At 65.8% G+C, this 23678-nt stretch carries 24 protein-coding genes and 1 tRNA gene; 11 read left to right on the plus strand and 14 right to left on the minus strand.

From position 1 onward, the window contains the following. Positions 1-57: 57 nt before the first annotated feature. Both ACOHX0_RS04700 and ACOHX0_RS04705 read left to right on the plus strand, forming a co-directional pair. Complete coding sequence (locus tag ACOHX0_RS04700; protein ID WP_420675529.1) at positions 58-1278, plus strand: PAS domain-containing protein; 1221 nt, start codon at positions 58-60, stop codon at positions 1276-1278. A gap of 103 nt (positions 1279-1381) precedes the next feature. Next, positions 1382-3283 carry a monovalent cation:proton antiporter-2 (CPA2) family protein gene (locus ACOHX0_RS04705; RefSeq protein WP_420675531.1) on the plus strand — a complete coding sequence of 634 codons (1902 nt, stop codon included), beginning with the start codon at positions 1382-1384 and terminating at the stop codon, positions 3281-3283. Positions 3284-3316: 33 nt separating this feature from the next. Here ACOHX0_RS04705 and cobT read toward each other — a convergent pair whose 3' ends face one another. Then, positions 3317-4333, minus strand: a complete 1017-nt coding sequence (gene cobT / locus ACOHX0_RS04710) for a nicotinate-nucleotide--dimethylbenzimidazole phosphoribosyltransferase (protein WP_420675532.1) — start codon at positions 4331-4333, stop codon at positions 3317-3319. 102 nt (positions 4334-4435) lie between these two features. Here cobT and ACOHX0_RS04715 point away from each other — a divergent pair, with 102 nt between their 5' ends. Next, positions 4436-5194 carry an adenosylcobinamide-GDP ribazoletransferase gene (locus tag ACOHX0_RS04715; RefSeq protein ID WP_420675534.1) on the plus strand — a complete coding sequence of 253 codons (759 nt, stop codon included), beginning with the start codon at positions 4436-4438 and terminating at the stop codon, positions 5192-5194. A gap of 243 nt (positions 5195-5437) precedes the next feature. Here the strand turns inward: ACOHX0_RS04715 and ACOHX0_RS04720 are convergent, their stop codons facing one another. From ACOHX0_RS04720 to ACOHX0_RS04740, 5 genes are all read right to left on the minus strand, one after another. Further along, entirely contained in the window at positions 5438-5947 is a 510-nt protein-coding gene (locus tag ACOHX0_RS04720; RefSeq protein WP_420675535.1) for a CarD family transcriptional regulator, read from the minus strand. Positions 5948-6244: 297 nt separating this feature from the next. After that, a complete protein-coding gene (fdxA, locus tag ACOHX0_RS04725; RefSeq protein WP_420675536.1) occupies positions 6245-6583 on the minus strand; it encodes a ferredoxin FdxA in 339 nt (112 codons plus the stop codon). A 64-nt stretch (positions 6584-6647) separates the two neighbouring features. After that, on the minus strand, positions 6648-7022 hold the full coding sequence (locus ACOHX0_RS04730) for an RNA-binding S4 domain-containing protein (protein ID WP_420675537.1): 375 nt from the start codon (positions 7020-7022) through the stop codon (positions 6648-6650). 7 nt (positions 7023-7029) lie between these two features. Beyond that, positions 7030-10011 (minus strand): helicase-related protein, encoded by a 2982-nt coding sequence (locus ACOHX0_RS04735; protein ID WP_420675538.1) that lies wholly within the window; start codon positions 10009-10011, stop codon positions 7030-7032. A gap of 27 nt (positions 10012-10038) precedes the next feature. Further along, on the minus strand, positions 10039-10605 hold the full coding sequence (locus ACOHX0_RS04740; protein WP_420675539.1) for a tetratricopeptide repeat protein: 567 nt from the start codon (positions 10603-10605) through the stop codon (positions 10039-10041). 102 nt (positions 10606-10707) lie between these two features. Between ACOHX0_RS04740 and ACOHX0_RS04745 the strand changes: the two genes are divergently transcribed. From ACOHX0_RS04745 to ACOHX0_RS04760, 4 genes are all read left to right on the plus strand, one after another. Next, on the plus strand, positions 10708-10998 hold the full coding sequence (locus ACOHX0_RS04745) for an SCP2 sterol-binding domain-containing protein (protein ID WP_420675540.1): 291 nt from the start codon (positions 10708-10710) through the stop codon (positions 10996-10998). Then, positions 10998-11966 carry an alpha/beta fold hydrolase gene (locus ACOHX0_RS04750; RefSeq protein WP_420675541.1) on the plus strand — a complete coding sequence of 323 codons (969 nt, stop codon included), beginning with the start codon at positions 10998-11000 and terminating at the stop codon, positions 11964-11966. Before ACOHX0_RS04745 ends, ACOHX0_RS04750 begins: the two co-directional genes overlap by 1 nt. 116 nt (positions 11967-12082) lie before the next feature. Further along, entirely contained in the window at positions 12083-13903 is a 1821-nt protein-coding gene (locus tag ACOHX0_RS04755; RefSeq protein ID WP_420675542.1) for a M3 family oligoendopeptidase, read from the plus strand. Positions 13904-13974: 71 nt separating this feature from the next. Beyond that, positions 13975-14208, plus strand: coding sequence for a hypothetical protein (locus ACOHX0_RS04760; protein WP_420675543.1), 234 nt, complete (start codon positions 13975-13977; stop codon positions 14206-14208). A 5-nt stretch (positions 14209-14213) separates the two neighbouring features. Here the strand turns inward: ACOHX0_RS04760 and ACOHX0_RS04765 are convergent, their stop codons facing one another. The 3 genes from ACOHX0_RS04765 to ACOHX0_RS04775 form a co-directional block, all read right to left on the minus strand. Beyond that, on the minus strand, positions 14214-14483 hold the full coding sequence (locus tag ACOHX0_RS04765; protein ID WP_420675544.1) for a DksA/TraR family C4-type zinc finger protein: 270 nt from the start codon (positions 14481-14483) through the stop codon (positions 14214-14216). 609 nt (positions 14484-15092) lie between these two features. Further along, positions 15093-15989: an RNA polymerase sigma factor RpoH gene (rpoH, locus tag ACOHX0_RS04770; RefSeq protein ID WP_420675545.1), complete on the minus strand. Its 897-nt coding sequence runs from the start codon at positions 15987-15989 to the stop codon at positions 15093-15095. A 158-nt stretch (positions 15990-16147) separates the two neighbouring features. Further along, positions 16148-17173, minus strand: a complete 1026-nt coding sequence (locus tag ACOHX0_RS04775; RefSeq protein ID WP_420675546.1) for an RluA family pseudouridine synthase — start codon at positions 17171-17173, stop codon at positions 16148-16150. Between ACOHX0_RS04775 and ACOHX0_RS04780 the strand changes: the two genes are divergently transcribed. After that, on the plus strand, positions 17172-17477 hold the full coding sequence (locus ACOHX0_RS04780; protein ID WP_420675547.1) for a DUF6476 family protein: 306 nt from the start codon (positions 17172-17174) through the stop codon (positions 17475-17477). The genes ACOHX0_RS04775 and ACOHX0_RS04780 overlap by 2 nt on opposite strands. A gap of 210 nt (positions 17478-17687) precedes the next feature. Beyond that, the gene (locus ACOHX0_RS04785) at positions 17688-18032 is read left to right on the plus strand and encodes a hypothetical protein (protein ID WP_420675548.1); all 345 of its coding nucleotides are present in this window, start codon (positions 17688-17690) and stop codon (positions 18030-18032) included. 539 nt (positions 18033-18571) lie between these two features. On the opposite strand, the gene ACOHX0_RS04790 is transcribed toward ACOHX0_RS04785, so the two are convergent. Then, positions 18572-18648, minus strand: a tRNA-His gene (locus tag ACOHX0_RS04790). Between the two features lie 225 nt (positions 18649-18873). Next, positions 18874-19371 (minus strand): GNAT family N-acetyltransferase, encoded by a 498-nt coding sequence (locus ACOHX0_RS04795; RefSeq protein ID WP_420675549.1) that lies wholly within the window; start codon positions 19369-19371, stop codon positions 18874-18876. A gap of 99 nt (positions 19372-19470) precedes the next feature. Between ACOHX0_RS04795 and ACOHX0_RS04800 the strand changes: the two genes are divergently transcribed. Next, on the plus strand, positions 19471-19659 hold the full coding sequence (locus ACOHX0_RS04800; RefSeq protein WP_420675550.1) for a DUF6324 family protein: 189 nt from the start codon (positions 19471-19473) through the stop codon (positions 19657-19659). 156 nt (positions 19660-19815) lie between these two features. Here the strand turns inward: ACOHX0_RS04800 and ACOHX0_RS04805 are convergent, their stop codons facing one another. From ACOHX0_RS04805 to ACOHX0_RS04815, 3 genes are all read right to left on the minus strand, one after another. Continuing rightward, the gene (locus ACOHX0_RS04805; protein ID WP_420675551.1) at positions 19816-20295 is read right to left on the minus strand and encodes an MmcB family DNA repair protein; all 480 of its coding nucleotides are present in this window, start codon (positions 20293-20295) and stop codon (positions 19816-19818) included. A 443-nt stretch (positions 20296-20738) separates the two neighbouring features. Beyond that, positions 20739-21071, minus strand: coding sequence for a hypothetical protein (locus tag ACOHX0_RS04810; RefSeq protein ID WP_420675552.1), 333 nt, complete (start codon positions 21069-21071; stop codon positions 20739-20741). Positions 21072-21524: 453 nt separating this feature from the next. Next, positions 21525-22205, minus strand: a complete 681-nt coding sequence (locus ACOHX0_RS04815) for a GntR family transcriptional regulator (RefSeq protein ID WP_420675553.1) — start codon at positions 22203-22205, stop codon at positions 21525-21527. Positions 22206-22334: 129 nt separating this feature from the next. On the opposite strand from ACOHX0_RS04815, the gene ACOHX0_RS04820 reads away from it, so the two are divergent. Continuing rightward, on the plus strand, positions 22335-23660 hold the full coding sequence (locus tag ACOHX0_RS04820) for a malonyl-CoA decarboxylase (RefSeq protein WP_420675554.1): 1326 nt from the start codon (positions 22335-22337) through the stop codon (positions 23658-23660). Positions 23661-23678: the final 18 nt, after the last annotated feature.

A 23678-nucleotide genomic window follows, 5' to 3' on the forward strand; every position in this document is an offset into this window, starting at 1 on the left:
GCAAAGATTCCGCCCTTATGAGTGATGGCAAAGAAACTCACACAAGTGGAACGTGCCGTGTCTTTCGTTGACCGCCGAATCGAACAACGTCCATCCAGCGGGGAGGCTCCTTTTGCTCTGAACGAGGTGTTCTTCTCCAGAACAGACTCGCGCGGGGTGATCGAGGCCGGTAACTACGTGTTCCGCCGTGTCGGGGCTTTCGAATGGGAAGAACTCCTTGGTTCGCCGCACAAGGTGATCCGCCACCCCGACATGCCCAAAGGCGTGTTTTCGCTGTTCTGGGACCTCATCCAGAAAGGCGAAACCATCGGCGCCTACGTGAAGAATCGCGCCAAGGACGGGCTGTATTACTGGGTCTTTGCCGTTGTGGTGCCCTGGGGCGACGGTTATCTTTCGGCCCGGGTCAAGCCGACCAGCGCGCTGTTTCCCAAGGTGCGCGATTTCTACGCGCAGCTGCTCAAGCGTGAAAAGGATGAAGGCCTGAAACCAGCCGACAGCGCGGAGGTGATGCTGGATTGGCTGCGCAGCCACGGCTACGAGAGCTACCACCAGTTTGCGGTCGAAGCGCTCAGCCAGGAGCTGGTCTCCCGCGACAAAGGGCTCGGCAACCCGCCGGACGCAAAGATCTCCGACCTGAACCTGATGCTGGAGAACGCCGACAAGCTGGTGGCGGAGACCGAAGGCCTGATCACCGATTTCGACGCCATGCACACGATCCCCCACAATCTGCGGGTGCTTGCGTCGCGGATCGAGCCGTCAGGCGGGCCGGTCACCGTGCTGTCGCAGAATTATGGCTCGATGTCGCGGGAAATGTCGGACTGGTTCGCCGCCCATGTGATGGGCGAAGACAGCAATTTCGCCAAGATCAAATCCTCCGTCAGCGCCAGCCTGTTTGTCGAGGGCATGGCCCGCATCCTCTCCGAGTGCCATGAGCAGCTGAAGAAGGAGCGCCGCGACCTCGGCGGCGTCGACATGGATTCCGAGCGCAAGATCCTTGCCGATATCGTCGGCAGCCAGCTGGAGCGCGCGGCCGCCGGGATCGCGGAGGTGGAGCGGGAGGCGGAACGCATCACGAGCGCCTGCCAGATCATGCACCGCCACTTCCTCGGCCTTAGCTCGACCCGGGTGCTCTTGAAGATCGAAAGCGCGCGGCTGCCGGAATCGGGCGGCACCCTGGCCGACATCATCGACCAGCTCGGCGGCTTCCAGGAGCGGATCTCGCGGCGGCTGGACCGGATCGGCAAGCTCAGCACCGAAATCCGCTTGATGGAGCAGTAAGCCAGCGCGCCCGGCCCAGGCCGGGCACAATACCGCCTGCCGGGCGCGAAGCGCGGCGGGAAAGCCATTGCATTCGCCCCAGCCCGCGCGCGATACCTGTTTTATGGAAGTGTTTCTGTACCAGGCCACAATCTACCTTGCCGCCGCGGTAATCGCGGTGCCGCTGGCGGCACGGCTTGGACTTGGGTCGGTGCTGGGCTATTTGGCGGCGGGCATCGTGATCGGCCCGATCCTGGGCCTGACCGGCGCCGAAACCGAGGACCTGCGCCACTTCGCCGAATTCGGCGTCGTCATGATGCTGTTCCTGATCGGGCTGGAACTCGAGCCGCGCACGCTCTGGGCGATGCGGCACAAGCTTCTGGGACTGGGCGGCATGCAGGTCATCGCCTCCACTCTGGTGCTGATGGGGGCGGCGCTCGTTGCCGGGCAGACCTGGAATGTGAGCCTGGCCATCGGCCTTGCGCTTTCGCTCTCCTCCACCGCCATCGTGCTGCAAACGCTGTCGGAAAAGGGGCTGATGCAGACCGGCGGCGGCCGCTCCTCGTTCTCGGTGCTGCTGACCCAGGACATCGCGGTGATCCCGATCCTGGCGCTGCTGCCGCTTCTGGGCTCGCATGCATTGGCACAGCTGGCCCCGGACGGCTCGATCGCCTTTACCGAGAGCAACGGTCACGGGGGCGGCCACGCATCGCTGTCGCTGGTCGACGGGCTGCCGGGCTGGGCCGTCACCCTGGTCACCATCGGCGCCATTGCCGCGATCATCCTTGCAGGGATCTACCTGACCCGGCCGGTGTTCCGCTTTATCCACGCCGCCAAGCTGCGTGAGATGTACACCGCGCTGGCACTCGTTATCGTGGTCGGCATTTCCTTCCTGATGACGCTGGTGGGCCTGTCGCCCGCGCTCGGCGCCTTCCTCGCCGGGGTGGTGCTCGCCAACTCCGAATTCCGGCACGAGCTGGAAAGCGACCTCAACCCCTTCAAGGGGCTGCTTTTGGGGCTGTTCTTCATCACCGTGGGCGCGGGCATCGACTACCGCCTGTTCCTCGCCGATCCGGCCGACCTCATTGGCCTCGCACTGCTGGTGATCCTGGCCAAGGGGCTGGTCCTGTTCATCACCGGCAAGATCTTCGGCCTGAAGCGGCGCGACCTGTGGCTGTTCACGCTGAGCCTGGCGCAGGCGGGCGAGTTCGGTTTCGTGCTGCTCACCTTCTCTCGCCAGCTGAACGTGGTGCCCGCCGCCCTCTCCGAAAAGCTCCTCTTGGTGATCGCCCTGTCGATGCTGATCACGCCCCTGCTGTTCATCCTCTACGACCAGCTGTCGAAACGCATGGCTGAGGCCCGCCAGGAGCACGAGCCCGACAAGATTGACGAGGAGGGCCCCGTCATCATCGCGGGCATCGGCCGTTTCGGCCAGATCGTGAACCGGCTGGTGCAGGCCAGCGGTTTCAAGACAGTGGTGCTTGATCATGACATGGAGGCGGTGCAGCTGATGCGCCGTTTCGGGGTCAAGAGCTTCCTGGGCGACCCGACCCGGCCCGAGCTGCTGAAAGCCGCGGGCATCGCCAAGGCGCGGGTATTTGTGGTCGCGCTCGACGATCCGGAGCGGGTGGTGCAAATGGTCGCCTCTGTGCGCCGCTCCTACCCGGACCTGCACATCATCGCCCGCGCCAAGGACCGCAACCATGTCTACGAGCTTTACCAGGCGGGCGCCGACGACATTGTGCGCGAGCTGTTCGACAGCTCGGTACGGGCCGGCCGCTACGTGCTGGAGAACATGGGGCTGAGTGAATACGAGGCTGCCCAGGCGGCGCGCACCTTCTACGCCCATGACCGCCAGAACCTGCGCGATCTGGCCGAGCACTGGCTCCCCGGCACCCCGGCAAGCCAGAACCCCGCCTATATTTCCCGGGCGCAGGAGCTGGAGAAAGCGATCGAAAGCGCGATTTTCGAGATGGCGGAGCGCAAGCGCGACCAGCGCGAAAAGAGCACCGACGCGGCGGAATAACCGCGCCGCCCGCCCTCCTTGCGCAGGGGCGGCTCAGCCGTCCGAGACACCCGCCTCGGCAAAGGTCGCCATGCCGCTGTGGCAGGCCACCGCCCCTTTCAGGACCTGGATTGCCAGCGCCGCGCCCGAGGCCTCGCCCAGCCGCAGGCCGAGCGACAGCAGCGGCGCCTTGCCCAGCCGCTCCAGCAACGCCTGATGCGCGAATTCCGCGCTCTGATGCCCGGCCACAGCGTGATCCAGCGCACCGTCAGCGGTCTGCGCCAGGCAGGCGGCGGCGGCGCAGCAGATGAAGCCGTCGAGGATCACCGGAATGCGCAGGCACCGGGCGGCGGCAATGGCGCCTGCCATGGCCGCGATCTCGCGCCCGCCAAGGCAGGCCAGCGCGTCCAGCCCGTCACGGACCGCGTCGCGGTGCAGAGCCACGCCCTCGGCGACCACGCGGGTCTTGGCCGCAAGCCCTGCATCGTCAATACCGGTGCCGCGGCCGGTCCAGTCACTTGCTCCGCCGCCAAACAGCGCACAAGCCAGCGCCGCCGCCGGCGTGGTGTTGCCGATGCCCATCTCGCCCACGACCAGCAGATCGGCGGCGGGGTCGACCGCCTCCCATCCTGTCTGCAAAGCGGCCAGAAGCTCCTCACCGCTCATCGCCGGCGCCTGGGTGAAATCCTGCACCGGGCGCTCCAGCTCCAGCGCATGCACATCGATACGCGCGCCCGCGAGCTTCGCCAGCTGGTTCACCGCCGCGCCGCCATGCCGGAAGTTCATCACCATCTGCGCCGTCACCTCCGGCGGGAAGGCCGAAACGCCCTGCGCGGTGACGCCGTGATTGCCGGCAAAGACAATCACCTGCGGTGCCGCGATCACCGGCCGCGCCGTGCCGCGCCAGCCGCCATACCAGATAGCCAGATCCTCCAGCCGTCCCAGCGCGCCGGGGGGTTTGGTCAGCTGGCCATTGCGCGCAGCCGCCTGCTCCCGGGCCGCAATGTCGGGCTGAGGAGCCTGCGCCAGGGCTGCGCGGAAATCATCAAGGGTGGAAAGCTGTGGCAGCATGGGAAAGCCTCGTTGCATATGCGGTGCGGACGCGGATAAAGCGGAATTGCAAACTGTTTACCCGCTGGCAGCCCTGCTGCAAGCCCCGCAAGAGGCCCGCAAATGCGAAAAAACGACATCTTCCGCCGAGACGTGCTGCTGGCCCTGGTGCTATTGACCCGGCTGCCGCTGCCGCATCTGCCGCCGCATGCCTTCCAGCGCCAGGCGCGCGCCGCCTGGGCCTTCCCGCTGGCGGGGCTCGCGGTGGCGCTGCCCGCAGCACTTCTGGCGGCGCTGGCGCTCACGCTTGGCCTGCCCGGGACGGTAGCGGCGGGGCTCGCGCTCGCGGTGCAGGTGCTGGTGAGCGGCGCCATGCACGAGGACGGGCTTGCCGATACCGCCGACGGGCTCTGGGGCGGGTTCGACCCGACGCGGCGGCTGGAGATCATGAAAGACAGCCGCATCGGCGCTTACGGCGTGATAGCGCTGATCCTGAGCTTTGGCCTGCGCTGGAGCGCCCTGGCCGCGCTGCTGCCCCTCACGGGCCCTTGGGTGCTGCTGGCGCTGGCGATGATGAGCCGGGCGGTGATGCCTGCGCTGATGGCGGCGCTGCCGAATGCGCGCGCAGGCGGGCTGTCGCGCAACGTGGGCCGCCCCCCGGCCCTCACCTGCGGGCTGGGCGCGGCGCTGGCGGTGGCCCTGTCGCTGCCGCTGACCGGCGCCGCCGCCTTTGTCGCAGCCCTCGCGATGGCCGCCGCAGTGACAGGGCTTGGCGCGCTGGCCAAGGCCAAGATCGGCGGCCAGACCGGAGATATTCTCGGCGCCGCGCAACAGGTGGCGGAGATCGCCGGGCTGCTCACCCTCCTCGCCATCTTCAGCTGAGCCGGGGCCAGCCCCTGCCCGCGGGGGGGGGGGCGCGCCAAACCTGGTGCAGGGCAAGGGATCCCGCCAAAACACTTCCCCATCCCCCGGCGCGAACGAGGCCAGCCAAAGCGCCAGCCCGTGTCGGCGGGCAGGCGCCGGCCCGGCGGCTTCGCCGTGTTTCAGGCCTGCTCTTCACCATAACAGCCAACAAAAAGGCCGCACCCTCGCAGGCACGGCCTTTCATTCATGTGACGGGCCGGATCAGGCGGCGCGGGAAGTCAGCACCTCGTCCACCTGCTTGGCCGCGGCAATCTCGTCGTTGCCGGAGACGGCCGCGACTTCGCGGGTCAGCCGTTCCAGCGCGGCCTCGTAGAGCTGGCGCTCGGAGTAGCTCTGCTCGCGCTGATCGTCGGTGCGGTGCAAGTCACGCACCACTTCGGCAATCGAGATCAGGTCGCCGGAATTGATCTTCTGCTCATATTCCTGCGCCCGGCGCGACCACATCGCGCGCTTGACCTTGGCCTTGCCCTTCAGGGTTTTCATCGCCTGGTCGATCACGTCGGGCGTGCTGAGCGAGCGCATCCCCACTTCGGTCGCCTTGTTGGTGGGCACCCGCAGGGTCATCTTGTCCTTTTCAAAGGTGATCACAAAGAGTTCCAGCGCAAAGCCGGCCACTTCCTGCTCCTCGATCGAGATGATCTGGCCGACGCCATGCGCCGGGTAGACCACGTACTCATTGGGGCGGAATTCAGGCTTCTTCGACTTGGTCATACAGGTTTTTCCTCACTCACGGCCGGGGGCTTCCGGCCTTTAAACGGACAAGCGCCGCGCGCCGGGCTGGCCGATTGTGCCGCCGCGCAGGCATCCTTCCGCAGAAATACCGCCCTTAACGCGCACGAAGTCGAGCGCAATTCGGGGCGGGTCCGATCGCTTATGTCGTTTCTGAAAGGCAGTATAACACAAAAAACCGCCCCCCGGAAGGCGGCTGTCCGGGCGGGCCCGGAATTTTGCGCTGCGCTGCAGCGGCTTTTTGCCGCCGCAGCCCGAATAGGGGCCGCGGGACGCGGCTCAGCCGCCTTCGCCCGGGGCTTCGGAGAAGTATTTCTCCATTTTGCCCGCTTCGCCGTCACGCTCCTCAGCCTCCGGCAGCGGATCCTTCTTGGAGACGATCACCGGCCAGACCTCGGCGTATTTGCGGTTGAACTCGACCCACTTGTCCATGTCCGGTTCGGTGTCCGGGCGGATTGCATCGGCGGGGCATTCCGGTTCGCAGACGCCGCAGTCGATGCACTCATCGGGGTGGATCACCAGGGTGTTCTCGCCCTCGTAGAAGCAGTCAACCGGGCAAACCTCGACACAGTCGGTGTATTTGCAGGCGATGCAGTTTTCCGTCACCACATAGGTCATCGTATCGGGTCCCGTATTGCGTTTACGGCCTTTGCTAATCCACTCCGGGCGGGGCTTCAAGCCGTCAAAGGGTATCCTGCTTGCGGGTAAGATCAAGCGCCCTGCGGGCTTTTTTATCCGGACGACCTTTTCCCTCGAATTTCGGGTTGGCAGGAAGTTTCTCCTGCGGTTCCGTCATGTCGAAGTACAGCGCCTGGGCCTCCGGCGCCGGCCCGCGGCGGGTGCCGACCGCCTCCACCCGCACGACGCGGATCACCTTTCCCTGAGCAAAGGTCAGAACGTCGCCGGGGGCGACGTTCTGCGCCGGTTTCAAGGTCTTGGCGCCATTGACCCGCACGTGCCCCGCGCCGACCTGCTTGGCGGCCAGGCTGCGGGTCTTGAAGAACCGCGCCTGCCACAGCCACTTGTCGATGCGGATTTTCGGCGCGGCTTGCGTCATGGCGGGATCAGTCGTCCTGCTTCAGCCCCATAAGTGCCGCGGCAAAGGGGTTGTCGGGATCGATCTGCTTTTCCTTCTTGGACGGGCGCGCGGAATAGGACTTGCCGCCCTGCTTGGGCGGGCGCGGGCCGCCCTTCTTGCCGGGACGGCCGCCACCCTCACCGCCGCCCTTGGGGCCGCGGGGACGGCCCTTGCCGCCGCCCTTGCCATCCTGCTGGGCGCGCCGGTTCTGGCCGCGGGTGCCGCCGCCCTGACGGGTGCGGCCCCAGGTGAAGGTGTAGAAGACCTCAAGCTCCGGCTCCTCGACGCGGGCATCCGCCGCCTCGCCCACCGGCATTTCCTCGGCCGGGGTTTCCGGGACCGGGTCTTCGGGCACCGGCTCGGCCGGGATTTCGCCGATGGGGGCAATGCCTTCGTCGGGAATATCCGCCACATCCGCAGGCACATCGGCGGGCCGGTCCGCGGCAGCGTCCAGCGGCGCGCCCTCGCCCGGTTCTGCCGGAGCGGCAGCAGGCGTGTTCTCAACTTCCGCCGCCACGTCCATCACCGGCACGTCGGCCTCAGGCACAGCCTCCGGGGTGCCGGTTTCGGCCACCACCTCATCGGCGGGCTTCACCTTCGCGCGCTCGCCCTTTTCGGCGCTGTAGCCAAGGCCCTGCATCAGGCCCGCGAACTGCTCCAGCGTCATGCCGGTGATCGACAGCATGTCGGCCTTGGCCTCAAAGCCGCCGCGGCTGTCCTCGGCGCGCAGCATGTCGGCAAGCCGCTCCAGCATGTCGATGCGGATCATCCGCTCGCCTGCGGCGCGGTAGCCGGACATGGTATCATAGCCCTCTGGCGCATCCTGAGCGGCGGGCACGGTCACGAGGCCCGGCGGCGGCGCTTCGGGGAAGTCCTGCAGGCCCTTGGCCAGCGACCACAGTACCAGCCGCAGCCGGGTCGGCGCGGGCTTCAGCAGAAGCGGCATGAAAATGGTGAACTGGCCGAAGCGGATGCCATGCTTGCGCAGCGCGCCGCGGGCATCCTGATCAAGATCCTTGACCTCCTGCGCGACGTCCTGGCGCGGCAGCACACCCAGAGCCTCCACCATGCGGAAGGCAAAGCCGCGCGCAAGGCCGGTCAGGGCCTCGTCGTTCTGCAGGTTCAGAAGCGGCTCGAACTGCGCGCTGATCTTGCGGCTGATGAAATGCTGCAGGCGGCGCTCCACCTTCTGCGCCACGTCCGGCCCTGCGGCCTCGTCCACGAATACCTCGATCTGCGGGTTCAGCGCATCGGCGCCGGCAACCAGCTTGCCGATGGCGCTATCGCCCCACATCAGGCCGCCCTGTTCGGTAAAGTCAATTTCGGTATCGGGCGCATTGTAGAAGCGGTCCGCGCGCAGATGGAAATGCGGCGCCAGCGCTTGCAGCGAGGCCGCTTTCAAGGCCTTAGCCTCGGCACCCTGCGCGCTCTTGTCCGGGCTGAACCGGAACCCTTCCAGACGGCCGACGAATTCGCCTTCGACGGTCACTTCACCCTTGTCATTCACTTCGGCCAAAAGGGCCTCCTTCTGTTTGAGCCGGCGCAGGAGCACGGATGTGCGCCGGTCCACAAATCTTTGAGTCAAGCGCTCGTGCAGCGCATCTGACAACCTGTCTTCTACCGCGCGAGTCTCGCCGCGCCAATGGCTTTCGTCACGCAGCCAGCCATTCCTTTGCGCGACATATGTCCACGTGCGGATGTAGGCGAGCCGTTTGGAGAGCGCATCGATGTTGCCGTCGGTCCGGTCGATTCGCTTGATCTGGCGGGCAAACCAGTCCTCGGGCACCACACCGCCGCCGTGCAGATGCTCGAAAATAACGCCCAGAAGCGAGGAATGTTCCGCATGGCTGATGCCGCGGAAATCGGGGATTCGGCAGACGTCCCACAACAGCCGCACGGATTGCGCGTTGGTGGTGCGGGCGGTGATGCCGGGTTCGCGCGACAGCATCTTCAGCGCGCCAAGGTCGTCCGCCTCGCGAGCCTTCACCAGATGCTCGCTCGACGGGCTCGATTCGAGGGACGCAATCAGCGCCTCCACGGTGCCGAAGCGCAGGTCGGCGGAGCGCCAGTTGAGCTTCTTCGAGGGGGTGAAGCGGTGCTCCATAATCGCCTGCGCGGTGCCCTCGTCCAGGGGCCGCGCATCGCCGGTGACGCCAAAGCTGCCGTGGCTCATGCCGCGGCCCGCGCGACCCGCGATCTGGGCCAGCTCGTTCGGCGCCAGCTCGCGCATCCGGCGGCCGTCGAACTTCGAGGTGGCGGAAAACGCCACGTGGTCGATGTCGAGGTTCAGCCCCATGCCGATGGCATCGGTCGCCACCAGATAGTCGACCTCGCCATTCTGATAGAGCGCCACCTGGGCGTTGCGGGTGCGCGGCGACAAAGCCCCCATCACCACCGCAGCACCGCCTTTCTGGCGGCGGATCAGCTCGGCGATGGCGTAGACGTTGTCGACCGAGAATCCAACGATGGCGGAGCGCGGCGGCATCCGGCTGATCTTCTTCGACCCCGCATAGACCAGGTCCGACATCCGCTCGCGCTGCATGAACTCGACCCCCGGCACCAGCGCCGCAATCGGCCCGCGCATAGTGCCGGCACCCAGAAACAGCGTCTCATGCGTGCCGCGCGCCCTCAGCAGCCGGTCGGTGAAGACATGGCCGCGCTCGGGGTCGGCGCAGAGCTGGACCTCGTCCACCGCCAGGAAGTCGCAGCCCATGCCCTCGGGCATCGCCTCCACCGTGCAGATCCAGTATTGCGCCCGCGGCGGCACGATGCGCTCCTCGCCGGTGACCAGCGCCACCACCGAGGGCCCGCGCGCCGCTGCCACCTTGTCATAGACCTCCCGCGCCAAGAGACGCAGCGGGAATCCCATCACCCCGGTGCGGTAGCCCAGCATGCGGTCGATTGCGTAATGGGTTTTGCCTGTATTGGTCGGGCCCAGCACGGCCACGATCCGGGATGTGCTTGCCATCGCGTCAGCCCCCGCCCCAGCCGGGGCCTAGAGTTCCCTGCCCTCGATCAAGGGCTTCAGTCGGTTCAGCGCGGTGGTTACTTCCTTGTGGTGCGGATGTATAGCCTTGGCCCGCAAATAGGCCTGATAGGCGCGGGCGGGACTGCCGAAGTGTTCCAGCAGCGCACCAAGCGCATAGATCGCCTCGTAGTCCTGCGGATTGAGCGCCAGCGCACGCTCCAGGTCGGCCACCGCTGGCCCGTAGCGGCCCTGCGCGTGATAGGCACGGGCGCGGGCGTGCCAGCCGCGGGCGAAGGCCGGCGCATGATCGGTCAGCGCGGTCAGATGCTCCACCGCCTCCCCCAGGCTGCCGCGCTCCAAGGCATCACGGCCGCGCCGCAGCAATAGGTCCATCGCCGGAGAGCCGCTGCGCGACCACAGCGCCTGCAGCTCGCGGTCGATTGCCGCAGCCGTGACAGAATCGCTTTCGGCCAGTTCCGCGAGCAGCGCCGTTTCGCTAAGCTCCTGCGCATGGCCCGGCCCCGGCGAGGGCGCCGCAGCGGCCAGCAGCGTTGCCGCCACGATAGCTTTGAGATTTGCACGGATTGCCCTCATGATGCCCCCCAGTGTAATCCCGCCCGCAGCATTTTCCAGAGCGGGAAGCCAAAGCTTCACAGGAAAGTGCAGATTGCGCGCGCAACCGATCGAGGATGAGACATGAGCGTGACACTGGAACAGGCCGCGGCCGCCCTGAACGAAAAGCTGGACGGCGAGGCGTTTGATTCGTCTGCCAAATTTGAGATCGAGGATCTGGGCACCATCGTGCTGGACAGCACCGGCGCCCGCGTCGCCGACGAGGAGACCGAGGTCACCATGAAAGCCGATGCCGAAACTTTCCAGGCCATCCTCGCAGGCGAGCTGAACCCGACCGCCGCCTTCATGTCCGGCAAGCTCTCCATCGACGGCGACATGGGCACCGCAATGAAACTGGCGGCGGTCCTGTCCTGATGGACGGCGCCCCGATGGAGCTGCAGCCCGCCCCCTTCTATGCGGAGATCGCAAACGGGCCTGCGGGCGGTGCCGCCCATTGGGTCAAGACCAGCGATGGCCTGCGCGTCCGTGCGGGCCATTGGCGCCCCGAAGGAGCCGGCACGGAGAAAGGCACCGTGCTGCTGTTTCCCGGGCGCACCGAATATATCGAGAAATACGGCCCCCTTGCGCGCGACCTTGCGGCGCGCGGCTATGCGACGCTCACGGTCGACTGGCGCGGCCAGGGGCTGGCGGCGCGGATGCTGAAGGAGGCCCGCCTCGGCCATGTGGCCGATTTTGCCGACTACCAGAAGGACGTCGCCGCCCTCACCGCACTGGCGGAACAGCTGGAGCTGCCAAAACCCTGGTTCCTCATCGGCCACTCCATGGGCGGTGCCATCGGCCTGCGGTCGCTGCTCCAAGGGCTGGAGGTCAACGCCTGCTGCTTCACCGGCCCGATGTGGGGCATCCAGATCCCGCGGGGCTTGCGCCCGCTCGCGCGTTTCCTTGGCAGCTTCGGCCCCCGGCTTGGGCTTGGCGGCCGGCTGGTGCCTACCACCTCGCTCGAACAATACGTGCTGATGAGCCCGTTTGAGGGCAACATGCTCACCTCCGATGCGGACATGTACCGGATGATGCAGGACCAGCTTGCCGCCCAGCCCGAGCTGGCGCTTGGCGGCCCCACGGTGCATTGGCTGGCGCAGGGCATGAACGAGTGCGCCCGGCTCGCGCGGGAAGCCTCGCCCGCCCTGCCCTGTCTCACCTTCCTCGGCACCGAGGAGCAGATCGTCAACACGGACGCCATCCACGACCGCATGAGCCGCTGGCCTGGCGGCGAGCTGGAACTGGTGCCGGGCGGCCGCCACGAAGTGCTGATGGAGAGGCCCGAAATCCGCGCCCATGTGATGGACCGCATCGAACGGCTGTTCGCGCAATACGGCAGCTGAGCCGCCCGCCGCCCCTGCCCCGCCATCGAAAAACCGCGCAGCAGGCGCGCCGCTTGTGATCCCGCCGGCGCCCGCTTAGATGTGGAGCCAGAGCATTTCATTCCCAAGGAGCCCCCATGTTCCAACTTCCCTTCCCCGTCCGCGACGCCAACGCCTCTGCCGGCTCTGACGGCCTCGGCAATCTGCCGGAGTGGGATCTGAGCGATCTCTACACCGGCGAAGACGCCCCCGAACTGGCCCGCGACCTGGATTGGCTGGAACAGGAATGTGCCGCCTTCGCCGCCGACTACGAAGGCAAGCTGGCCGGTCTGGACGCCGCGGGTCTGCTCGAATGCGTGCAGCGCAACGAGAAGATCAACCAGGTCGCCGGGCGCCTGATGTCCTTTGCCGGCCTGCGCTACTACCAGCTGACCACGGATTCGGGCCGCGCCAAGTTCCTCTCCGATTGCCAGGAGAAGGTGACCAATTTCACCACCCCGCTGGTGTTCTTCACGCTGGAGATCAACCGCATCGGGGAAGCCGCCCTGCAGGCGCATTTCGACGCCAATGCCGAGCTTGCCCGCTACGCCCCCGTCTTCCGCCGCATCCGCGCGATGAAACCCTATCAGCTCTCGGACGAGCTGGAGAAGTTCCTGCACGATCTCGGTGTCGTGGGCGATGCCTGGGAGCGGCTGTTCGACGAGACTATCGCCGCCCTCAGTTTCACCGTCGACGGCGAGGAGCTGAACATCGAAGGCACGCTGAACCTCCTGACCGAGCAGGCCCGCAGCAAGCGCGAGGCGGCGGCACGGGAACTGGCCAATGTCTTCCAGGACAACATCAAGACCTTCGCCCGCGTCCACAACACGCAAGCGAAAGAAAAAGAAATCGTCGACCGCTGGCGCGGCATGCCCAGCCCGCAGACCGGCCGCCACCTCTCCAACGACGTGGAGCCCGAGGTGGTCGAGGCGCTGCGCAAAGCCGTGGTCGCCGCCTACCCCAAGCTCAGCCACCGCTATTACGAGCTGAAGCGCAAATGGCTCGGCCTCGACCGCATGCAGGTCTGGGACCGCAACGCGCCGCTGCCGATGGAAACCACCCGAACCGTGGGCTGGGACGAGGCGCAGAAGACGGTGATGGAGGCCTATAGCGCCTTCGATCCGCGCATGGGCGAGCTGGCCGCGCCGTTCTTCGGCAAGGGCTGGATCGACGCGGGCGTGAAGCCGGGCAAGGCGCCGGGCGCCTTTGCGCATCCCACCGTCACCAACGTGCACCCCTATGTGATGCTGAACTACCTCGGCAAACCGCGCGACGTGATGACGCTGGCGCATGAGCTCGGCCACGGCGTGCACCAGGTGCTGGCGGCGGACCAGGGCGAGATGCTCTCCTCCACCCCGCTGACGCTGGCGGAAACCGCAAGCGTGTTCGGCGAGATGCTGACCTTCCGCAAGATGCTGGAGCGCGCCAAGGACCAGAACGAGCGCAAGGTGCTGCTGGCGGGCAAGGTCGAGGACATGATCAACACGGTCGTGCGCCAGATCGCCTTCTACGACTTCGAATGCAAACTGCACGAGGCGCGCCGCGGCGGCGAGCTGACCCCGGATGACATCAACGCGCTGTGGATGTCGGTGCAGGCGGAATCACTCGGCCCCGCCTTCGACTTCATGGACGGCTACGAGACATTCTGGGCCTATATCCCGCATTTCGTGCATTCGCCCTTCTACGTCTACGCCTATGCCTTCGGCGACGGACTGGTGAACGCGCTCTACTCGGTCTACGAGTCCGGCGCCGAAGGGTTTGAGGACAAGTATTTCGAGATGCTGAAGGCCGGCGGCTCCAAGCACCACAAGGAGCTGCTCGCCCCCTTCGGCCTTGACGCGTCGGACCCGAAGTTCTGGGACAAGGGGCTCAGCATGATCTCCGGCCTGATCGACGAACTGGAAGCGATGGAGGGGTGATCCCCGATGGGGCGGCGCCTCCGGTGCCGCCCCGGACCGGCCCGCCTGCACGGGGTCCGACGGAGGCTCAGGTGACTGCGAAGCAAACCCTGAAGGAACGGTTCCGCCCGGTGTTTGCCTGGGTGCGCCGCAACATTCCGCGCGGCCTGCGGCTGGTTGTCGGTCTCTTGCTGATCCTCGGCGGACTGTTGGGATTTCTGCCCATTCTCGGCTTCTGGATGATCCCGCTGGGCATCATGATTGCAGCCATGGACGTCCGCCTCTACCGCCGCCTGCGCGAACGGCGGCGGCGCAGGCCGAAATAACCCTACTACTTCAGCTGGCTGTCCTTGGAGCCGCGCCGGTTGAAACCGCCGCGCGCCTTGTAGGTGCCGTCGCGCTCCTGCTGGCAGTCGATGCAGAGCTTCACGCCGGGAATCGCCTTGCGCCGCGCCTCCGGGATCGGCTCTTCACAGTCGGCGCAGTGGGTGCGGCTTTCGCCCACGGGGCGCTTCTGCGCCTTCATCCGCGCCAGCTCGTCATTGATCGAGGCCTCGATCTGCTCATTCACCGCGCCATCCTGCGCCCATCCGCCAGCCATCCTGCATCCTCCCTTGGCTACAGGCTTCAAATCTAGGCAACCCCGTGCCGTCTGGCCAGTCCCGGCAACCCGTCCCGCCTCCCCATCCCAGCACGATTTCCTGAGAAAATATGTCAACTATCTGAAATTATTCACTTTTTTCTTGACCAGAATCCGCCAGCCCGATAGCAAGCTCTCAGCACCAGCAAGCCAGTCCCGGCGGCCGCAATCTGCCAGCCCTCCCGCCATGCCTCCCGGCCAGCCAGACCGCAAGCGCCGCCAGCCACCGGACCGGGACACGCTAGCCAGACGCGCCCATACACGCCATCGGCCCGCAGGCCCTTCGTCCGCCAGCCAAAACGGCGAGTTGTCAGACGCTGGCCCGGAACCGCGATCAACCGTCGTGCTGCCCGCGCAAACAGCTGCCAGATACCGGCCGCAAGCTGCTCGCCCTCCCGCTACGCCTCCCGGCCAGCCAGACCGCCAGTGCCGCCAGCCACCTCTTCCGGAAACGCCCGCCAGCCGCAGCGCCGCAAGCCAGCTTCCGGAGACCAGCCCGACTCCAGCGCAAACAAAAAAGGCGGTGCCGCACAGGCCCGCCTTTTCTTCCCTTCAAATGCCCCGCCGCGCTCAGACCGTGGCCATCATGCCCCGCTCGCGCGCGAGGTCGCGCATCTTCTTCTGCAGCTTCTCGAACGCCCGCACCTCAATCTGGCGGATGCGCTCGCGGCTGACGTCATATTGCGTGCTCAGCTCCTCCAGCGTCTTCGGCTGGTCGGCCAGGCGGCGCTGGGTCAGGATGTCCTTCTCGCGGTCGTTCAGAACGTCCAGCGCCTCGGCCAGAAGCTCGCGGCGGGCTTCCAGCTCGTCGCGCGCCTCATAGTCGCCGGCCTGGTCGGCATCCTCGTCCTCCAGCCAGTCCTGCCACTGCATCGTGCCCTCGCCCTCGCTGCCGACGGTGGCATTGAGCGAGGCATCGCCGCCCGACATGCGGCGGTTCATCGAGATCACCTCGTCCTCGGTCACGCCGAGATCCTTGGCGATCCGCTTGACGCTGTCCGGGTGCAGGTCGCCTTCTTCCAGCGCGCCGATGCGGGCCTTGGCCTTGCGCAGGTTGAAGAACAGCTTTTTCTGCGCCGAGGTCGTGCCCAGCTTGACCAGCGACCAGGAGCGCAGGATGTACTCCTGGATCGAGGCGCGGATCCACCACATGGCATAGGTCGCAAGCCGGAAACCCTTTTCCGGGTCGAAGCGCTTCACCGCCTGCATCAGCCCGACGTTGGCCTCCGAGATCACCTCAGCCTGCGGCAGGCCGTAGCCGCGGTAACCCATGGCAATTTTCGCCGCCAGGCGCAGGTGCGAGGTCACCATCTTGTGTGCAGACTCGGTGTCTTGTTCCTCAACCCACCGCTTGGCCAGCATGTATTCCTCTTCCGGCTCCAGCAGCGGAAACTTGCGGATCTCCTGAAGATACCGGTTCAAGCCACCTTCCGGTGACGGCGCAGGCAGGTTCGCGAAATTTGCCATTCTATATGCCCCTCCAAATGTATAAGGACTTAACATTAGCGCATATGGGTTAGCGCTAAAGCCTCTTCAAGGACGACGTGTGACATAGCCCTACGGTAGACGCAGGCGGCGGGTCTGTGAATTGCATCACAGGCCGGAAGCGGGTGCTTTGTGGCAGATTAACTCCGCAAGGCGGCAATCAGTTCCGCCAGGTCTTGCGGAAGCGGCGCCTCGAACCTAAGGGCCGCACCGGTAACCGGGTGGGTAAAGCCCAGAACCGCGGCGTGCAGCGCCTGGCGCGGGAAGCTCTGAACAGCCTGCAACCCCGCGCCGCTCAAGGCTTTTTGCGGCAGCTTGCGGCGGCCGCCATAAGTGGGATCGCCAATCAGCGCGTGGCCTGCATGTGCCATGTGGACGCGGATCTGATGGGTGCGCCCGGTCTCCAGCCAGCACTCGATCCGCGCCGCACAGGCGGGGCTGCCGAAGCTTTCACAAATGCGTGCCCGCGTGACCGCATGGCGGCCGCCCTGGAACAGCACCGCCTGACGCTGGCGGTCGGTCCTGTGGCGCGCCAGCTGGGTGGTGAGCTTGAGAATGTTGCCCGCCTCGAAACTCGCGCCCTTTACCCCGCGCAGCCGCGGGTCGTTGCCATCCGGCACCCCGTAGCAGACCGCCTGATAATAGCGCTCCACCGTGTGTTTCTCGAACTGCTCCGCCAGCCCCTGATGCGCGGCGTCGGATTTTGCCACCACCAAGAGGCCGCTGGTGTCCTTGTCGATCCGGTGCACGATACCGGGCCGCTTGACGCCGCCCACGCCCGATAGGTTACCGCCAAAATGATGCAGCAGCGCATTGACGAGCGTGCCCGAGGGCGAGCCCGGCGCCGGATGCACCACCATGCCCGCAGGCTTGTTGATCACGATCAGGTCATCGTCTTCGAAGATGATCTCCAGCGGAATGTCCTCGGGGCCGATATGGCTGTCTTCGGGCTCCTCCACATCGATCGCGATCTGCGCCCCGGCTGCAACCCGCGCCTTCACGTCCTTTTCCACCGCGCCATCGACGCTCAGCGCGCCCTCCGCGATCAGCCGCACCAGCCGGCTGCGCGACAACGACGCCTCCTCTGGCACATCGCGCGAAACCGCTTTATCAAGCCGGTTAGGCGGGTTCTCCGCGATGACAAACTCAATCCGGCGGCTGCCCATGACTGATCCTTCCGAGAGCGACATTCAACAGGAACCGCCGCAGATCAGGTTCCTGCGGCGGCTGGTGACCACGCTGACCGTGGTGATGATTGGCGGGCTTTTAGTGGTAATTGCCCTGCTTGTCATCCGCTTGTCGGGCGAGGATCTGGCACTGCCTGCGGAAATCGCCCTGCCGGAGGGCGTGACCGCCGAGGCCGTGACCCTGGGGCGCGGCTGGATCGCGGTGGTGAGCGGTGACGGCAGGATCCTGATCTTCGACCGCGAAACGGGCGCCCTGAAGCAGGAAGTCGAGATCTCCGACTGACCGAAGCCGCAAGGCCTGCGGCTGATTCCCTGCCTGATTCCCTGTTGGCCGAATGCCTTGCAGGCCCTGCGGAGGCGCTGCTCTGCGATAATTTTTGCGCGCCCTTTGCGCGGCTTACCGCTGATCGCGCGTGGCGCGATACAGCGTTGTTGCCCGGTGAACGGCCTTTAACTAAGCTTTAACTGTACGAGTTAAAAAGGTTGTTTTTCAATGCGTAGCAATATCTTGCGCCTCGCCGGGCTGGCCATTGCCATGGCTGTCCCGGCCTCTTCCGCACTGGCTCAAAGCGCGGCCCAGGCTCTGGCCGACGCCAACAGCCGGGCGACCTGCGGCACCGGCACGGCGGTCTCCGCAGAGTATCTGCCAAGCGGTGCGCTTAGCGTGACCTGCCGCTCGGCACCCCCGGGCCTGCCGGACACCGGGCTTGCCCCCGAAGAGACCGCGGCGGGCGTGCTGGCAGCAGCAGCCGTACTGGCCATTATCGCCAATGACGACGGCGGCGCGGCCGGCACAACCACGACGACTACGACAACCACGACACCCGGCGGGGACTGACCCCGGCGGCGCAGCGAAGGACCGGCCCTGGACGTCAGCCCGGCCCCGGGAGGACGTCAGGCGCCAGGGCGGCCCGCCCGCATCACCCGCGCAGCGCTTCGCGGGTGATGCGGGTTTTTTTACCGGTGCCGCTGCTTTTGGTGCCGCTGCGCCGTGCCGGCAGGCGCCGGCCCATCGCGAAACGGCGTTTCGGGCCTCCAGCGCCGGACAAGTCCGCCCGGCCGCCGCGCATCACCGGCGCGCACCCACACGGCGGCGATTTGGTCCAGGCGGGGCGCTCCGTGGAAAGGGAGAACGGTTTGGCGGGGAAAACTTCCAGTCACACCCGTTCGAATTGCCCCCGCACGTGCCGGCGGCGCCCGGCTTGGCGCCAAGAGGTAAATGGCAGCTTCGGCGGATGGCAGTTTCGTTCGCGCCGTAGACCCACGCCACCCCGGTCTCGCGTCTGCCAGCAGGAGCGAAACCGGCATGCCCACAGCCAGACGCCGCGAAGCCACAAACGCGCTGCGTTTCTCTATGCGCTCACTGTGTCGGGGAGATGGTACCGCCTCCCCGGCTTGAACGGGGGACCTCTGGATCCACAATCCAGCGCTCTAACCAACTGAGCTAAGGCGGCACTGTGGGGGCATTTATAGCACACCCCGGAGGAGCGCAAGAGCGTTTTTGAAGGTTTTTCAACACCGCCAGCAAATTGCCCGGCGGCAGGCAGAAGACCATGGCGCCGCGCCGGGCAAGGCACTGCCGCGCCCCATAGGATCGCTGCGCAACAGGTTGCAATCGCGCGGCTTTCCCTGACCGGCAGGATTTTTTAGGGCAGCGCCTGCCGCCTTTCCCGGCAGGTTCAATCCCCATCCGGGCGCAGCTCCAGCCGCCAGGTCTGCTCGACCAGATCCTGGCCGTAATTGCGCACCGGCCGCGTCCCGGTCATCTGCCAGCCAAAGGCCTGGTAGAGCGCCTGGGCGCTGCGGTGGCTTTCATGCGTGTGCAGCACCATCGCGCCATAGCCCGCGGACCTGGCAAAGCCCACGCATTCGCGCAGCAGCCGCTTGCCCAGCCCCTGACCGCGCGCCTTGGGGGTCAGCAGAAACAGCCGCAGCCGGGCGGTCTCCGGGCTCTCTTTCACACAGAAGATCGTGCCCAGCCGCTCGGCCCCGCTCACCGCCACCCAGCCGCGCTCGCAGGCCGGGTCGTGGCTGGCGCAGAAGCGCTGCAGGATCTCCGCCACCAGCACCCCGAAGGATGCGTCGAACCCGGCTTCGCGGGCATAAAGATCCTGATGCCGGGCCACCACCCACTGCAGGTCACTCGGAACGAATCGGCGCAAGCTCACATCCACCATGCGCCATCATAACCGCAACATCGCTTGCGTTTCAGCCAGGAGCGGGCTAGCACCGGCCCCTATCCGCCGGTCCGCCGCGGACTGCCATAGGAGTGCAAGATGAGCATCAATACCGAACGCGATGTCGAGGCAAACCTGCAAATCGGCCCCACCGACCAGGGCATGGTGCGGATCTTTGTCGAAGCCGGCGGGCAGGAGATTCCGATGGATTTTGACCCCGAGGAAGCTGAAGAAATCGCCGCCGAGATCCTCGCCGCCGCCCAAGCCGCGCGCAGCGTCAAAACCTGATTTCAGCTGCCGGGCGGAAACGCCGGAACGCCGTTGCGTCCGCCCGCAGCACCGCCCCAGCGCGCCGCAGGCGCGCTGCCCGGCCCAAGGCCGCACAAGGCGGTCCGGCGCAGCCGGGCAGCCGCGGGCGCGGGAGCGCCCCCCGCCGTCAGCGCATCATTCCCCGTCAAAATGCCCGGGCGAAGCCGCCAGACCCCCATCCAATCCCACCGGCGGATCGCGCACCGCCTGCAGCCGCCGCGCCGCATCCATCGCGAACTTCTGCGTCAGCTTCTTGCGGCGCGCAGAGGGCAGCTTGTCCTCCGGCGCCATGCGGATGATCTCGCCATCATAGGCATCGGCATAGATCAGTCCGGTGCCCTCCGGCAGCAGATCGACCGGGAAATCCATGTCCACCGCCCAGAAATAGCGGTCGCACCACGCCAGATAGCCCTGCCACTTGCCGTCCGACCGAAAGTCGGCGCGGCTGGACTTGCATTCCACCACCCACAGCTCGCCCCTTGGGCCAAGCCCCATCACATCCACCCGCAGCCCGCGGGCGGGCACAAATTCCTCCAGCGGCGCGAATCCAAGGCCCCGCAGGCAGCGGGACACGCCGCGGGCCAGCTTCCGGCCCGGCTGCATCTGATCGGTCATGGCGCCAATGTGAACAATCCGCGAACAAAAGGCAATCCCGCGCGCCGCAGGCCCCACCCCGGAGGCCCGTCCAAACGCTGCAAATTTCCCTCCCTGCCGGGGTTGAAACAGTTTGCCCGGAGGACTACCTAGGCCATGGCGGGCTCTGCCCTTCGCGTGACAGGCAGCATTCCAGTGGCCTTAAGCAATTCCGAGGGAGCTGGCTCTGGCTGGACCCTGGTTCAGTTACCTGGCGCCCACCTGTACATACAGGTCCTCGGGAATCAACGCCGCACGGTTGACTGGTGGTCCCGCCGCTTCCCCCTCCCCGAAACCGCATCCGGCTTGCCGCACCGAGTCGCGGTCATGGCCACGCGGCATGAAAAACCGCGCCCTCCCAACGGAAAGCGCGGCGCATTGCATGTTCATCCGCATAACGCCCGGGCCGGGTGCCCCGGCTGCCGTTAACGGCGCAGGCGGAGCTGCTGCTCCTGGCGCGAGGGCGATGCGGCGCGCACCCGCACGGCTTGCGCGCGCTGCATCCGCACCGGAGTGCCGCCACGCGGCCCCTTGTCCTTTTCCGCCATCGCCATCACCGCCCAGCCGAACTGCACGCCGGCAAATACGATGCCATGCATGAACCACAACAGGAACACCGCCAGCACCCCGCTGCTGGAGCCCGACACCAGCGACCACAGGTTCATCACGTCGAACCACAACAGCATCGCCACGAAACCGGCCGCAATGGCAAAGCCGGCCAGTACGTTGCGGATGTACATTTTCACCAGTTCAGGCATGTCGTCCTCCAGTATTGCCTTTCGAGGTTAGCAGCCTTTCCGGCGCCGTCCAGAGCTTCCGGATGCGATAGGCGGAAATTGCCGCAGGCTTTGCGCAGCCCCGCACCCGAAGACGAAAAAGGCGCGCCACGAGGGCGCGCCTTTTTCATTTCGTAGTGCAGTTGAGCGATACCAAGGCTTGGAGTGCGATGACCGCTCCGAGCCCAGACTGCAGAATGCTGCGGAAGACATGCGCTGGTAAGATACGCGCACAGCTGCCATTGGCCGAAGTGGCAGTCGGCCCATTCCTGCCGTTGATTATCCTATGAGTTGCTGCACTGCGGCTTCCCCAGACCAGCCGTTTGGCCAACGCGCAGCATCCAAGCTGCATCTTCCGACGCCGCAGTACACACATTTTGTCCGCAAGAGTTTCAGCTGGCCACTATTCACAGTTAAGAAGGCAGGCCCACAGGATCAGGAAGTGTTTTCTTTCCTTTGCCGTGCATCCATCCGCAACGCGGCAAGCAGATCATGAAAGCGGTCGCCTTGAACGAGCACATGGTCCCGCATAGCCTTGTCAGCGGCTTGATCGTCGCCGCTGCGAATGGCTGCAACTACCGCATCGTGCTCATGGAACGATCGCTTCACCCGGTTACGGACTTGCAGTTGAATGCGGCGGTACGGTTGAAGCAATGAGTGCAGGCGCGTCGCCTCCTGCTCTATGAAGGCATTGTGAGTAGCCCGGTAGATGCAGGCGTGGAAGGTGGAGTTTTCCGCATAATAGTCGTCAAACCTCTCTTCCTCAGCCAGCTGGCGGCAGGACTCGTGCCGCGCCTCCAGCTCTGCCAGCTCTTCATCCGTGATCCGCCTCGCGGCAAGCCGGGCGCAGGTGGCCTCCAGCTCAGCCATTGCTTCGAACCGCTCGGCAAGCTCCTCCACGCTCCACTCAGTTACAAAAGTGCCCTGTTTGGAATGGATCCGGACCAGACCTGACGCTTCAAGCTGCTGGAGAGCATCGCGGATCGGGGTGCGGGAACATTCGAACTCCTGTGCCAGTGCTTCGGGGTCAATCCGCATGCCTGGTGCGAATCGGCCATTGACGATGGCGTTTTCGAGCGCCTCGCGGATACGGACTGTATTTGAATTTCGAGCCATGCACGGCGCTCCCCTGAAATCCTGCAAGGAATATAGAAGCTTGAGCACGATTAATCCACACGACACCGTGTTATATATAACAAAACGGTATTGATGTATAAGAAAGGGGAAAAATAGGGAGGAGAGGTGATGACCGGGCCGAATATCAAGTTGCTAAGTGACCTTTTGCAGAGCATCGGAGACCGCATGCGTTCGAAGACCGCTGCGCCAGCGTCATCGCAACCTGCTGCGCAACGGCTTGCCAGCGGCTGCGCCGAACTGATGCGGAAAGGCGGCGAAGCTTCACGGATCGCTGTGGCAGAACAGGCGCTGGCCGCCTATGGCGAGCTGCATGATGGCGGCAAGGCGGGTTTCTTCCGGATACTCTTGAAAGATTACAGCGCAGATCCTGCGGCAGTGCGGGCCGCCTATGCATTATGGGAAACCGGGCAGGCCGAAGCGGCACTCGAAGACCTGTTCCAAGCGGTGGAGCCGAAACGGCAAAGCCTGCTGCGCATGCTCAACCACCCGCCCGGCGGCACTTTGCAGCTGGTGAGGATGCGCCGGGACCTGCTGCGGCTGATGCGCGGCGCGCCGGAACTGGCACCGCTGGACAGCGACTTCAGCGATCTGCTGTCGTCCTGGTTCAACCGCGGCTTTCTGGTGATGCGGCGGATCGACTGGCACTCGCCCGCGGCAATCCTCGAAAAAATCGTTACCTATGAGGCAGTGCATGAAATCAGGGACTGGAACGACCTGCGGCGGCGGCTGGAGCCGTCAGACCGCCGGTGCTACGGTTTCTTCCACCCGGCGACCGGCGACGAGCCGCTGATCTTTGTCGAGGTCGCCTTGTGCCAGGGCATCCCCGGCGCCATCGGGCCGCTGTTGGCCGGGGACAGCGGTGCAGCGGGCGAAACCGCCGATACCGCGGTGTTCTATTCCATCAGCAATTGCCAGCCGGGCCTGAAAGGCGTGTCCTTCGGCAACTTCCTGATCAAGCAGGTGGTCCGCAGCCTGTCGCAGGAGCTGCCGCAGATCCGCACCTTCGTCACCCTGTCGCCGGCCCCGGGCTTTGCGCGCTGGCTGGCCGCGCAGGAGGACGCCGAAGCGAAGGAGCTGTCCGCGCAATTGACGGCAGGAGCCTGGCAGCAGGACGAAACACTGTGCGCGGCGCTCAGACCCAAGGTCGAGATCTGGGCCGCGCGGTTTTTCACCCAGGGCAAGACCGCGGCGGACTTGCCCGCGGATCCGGTGGCGCGTTTCCACTTGGGCAACGGCGCCTCTGCGCACCGGGTCAACTGGCCCGCGGATCCGGCCGAAGGGGCGTTGCAGCGCGCCCATGGCCTGATGATCAACTACCTCTACGAACCGGACCAGATCGAAGCCCGCCACGAGGCCTTTGCCAGCGAAGGCACCGTGGCCTGCGGCCCGGCACTCCGGCGTGCCTTGCGCAGCGGCAAGGGCGCAGCGGTCTGAACCGCCCGGCGAACCGAA

Source organism: Cribrihabitans pelagius, from assembly GCF_048820915.1.
Classification (GTDB): Bacteria; Pseudomonadota; Alphaproteobacteria; order Rhodobacterales; family Rhodobacteraceae; genus Cribrihabitans_A; species Cribrihabitans_A pelagius.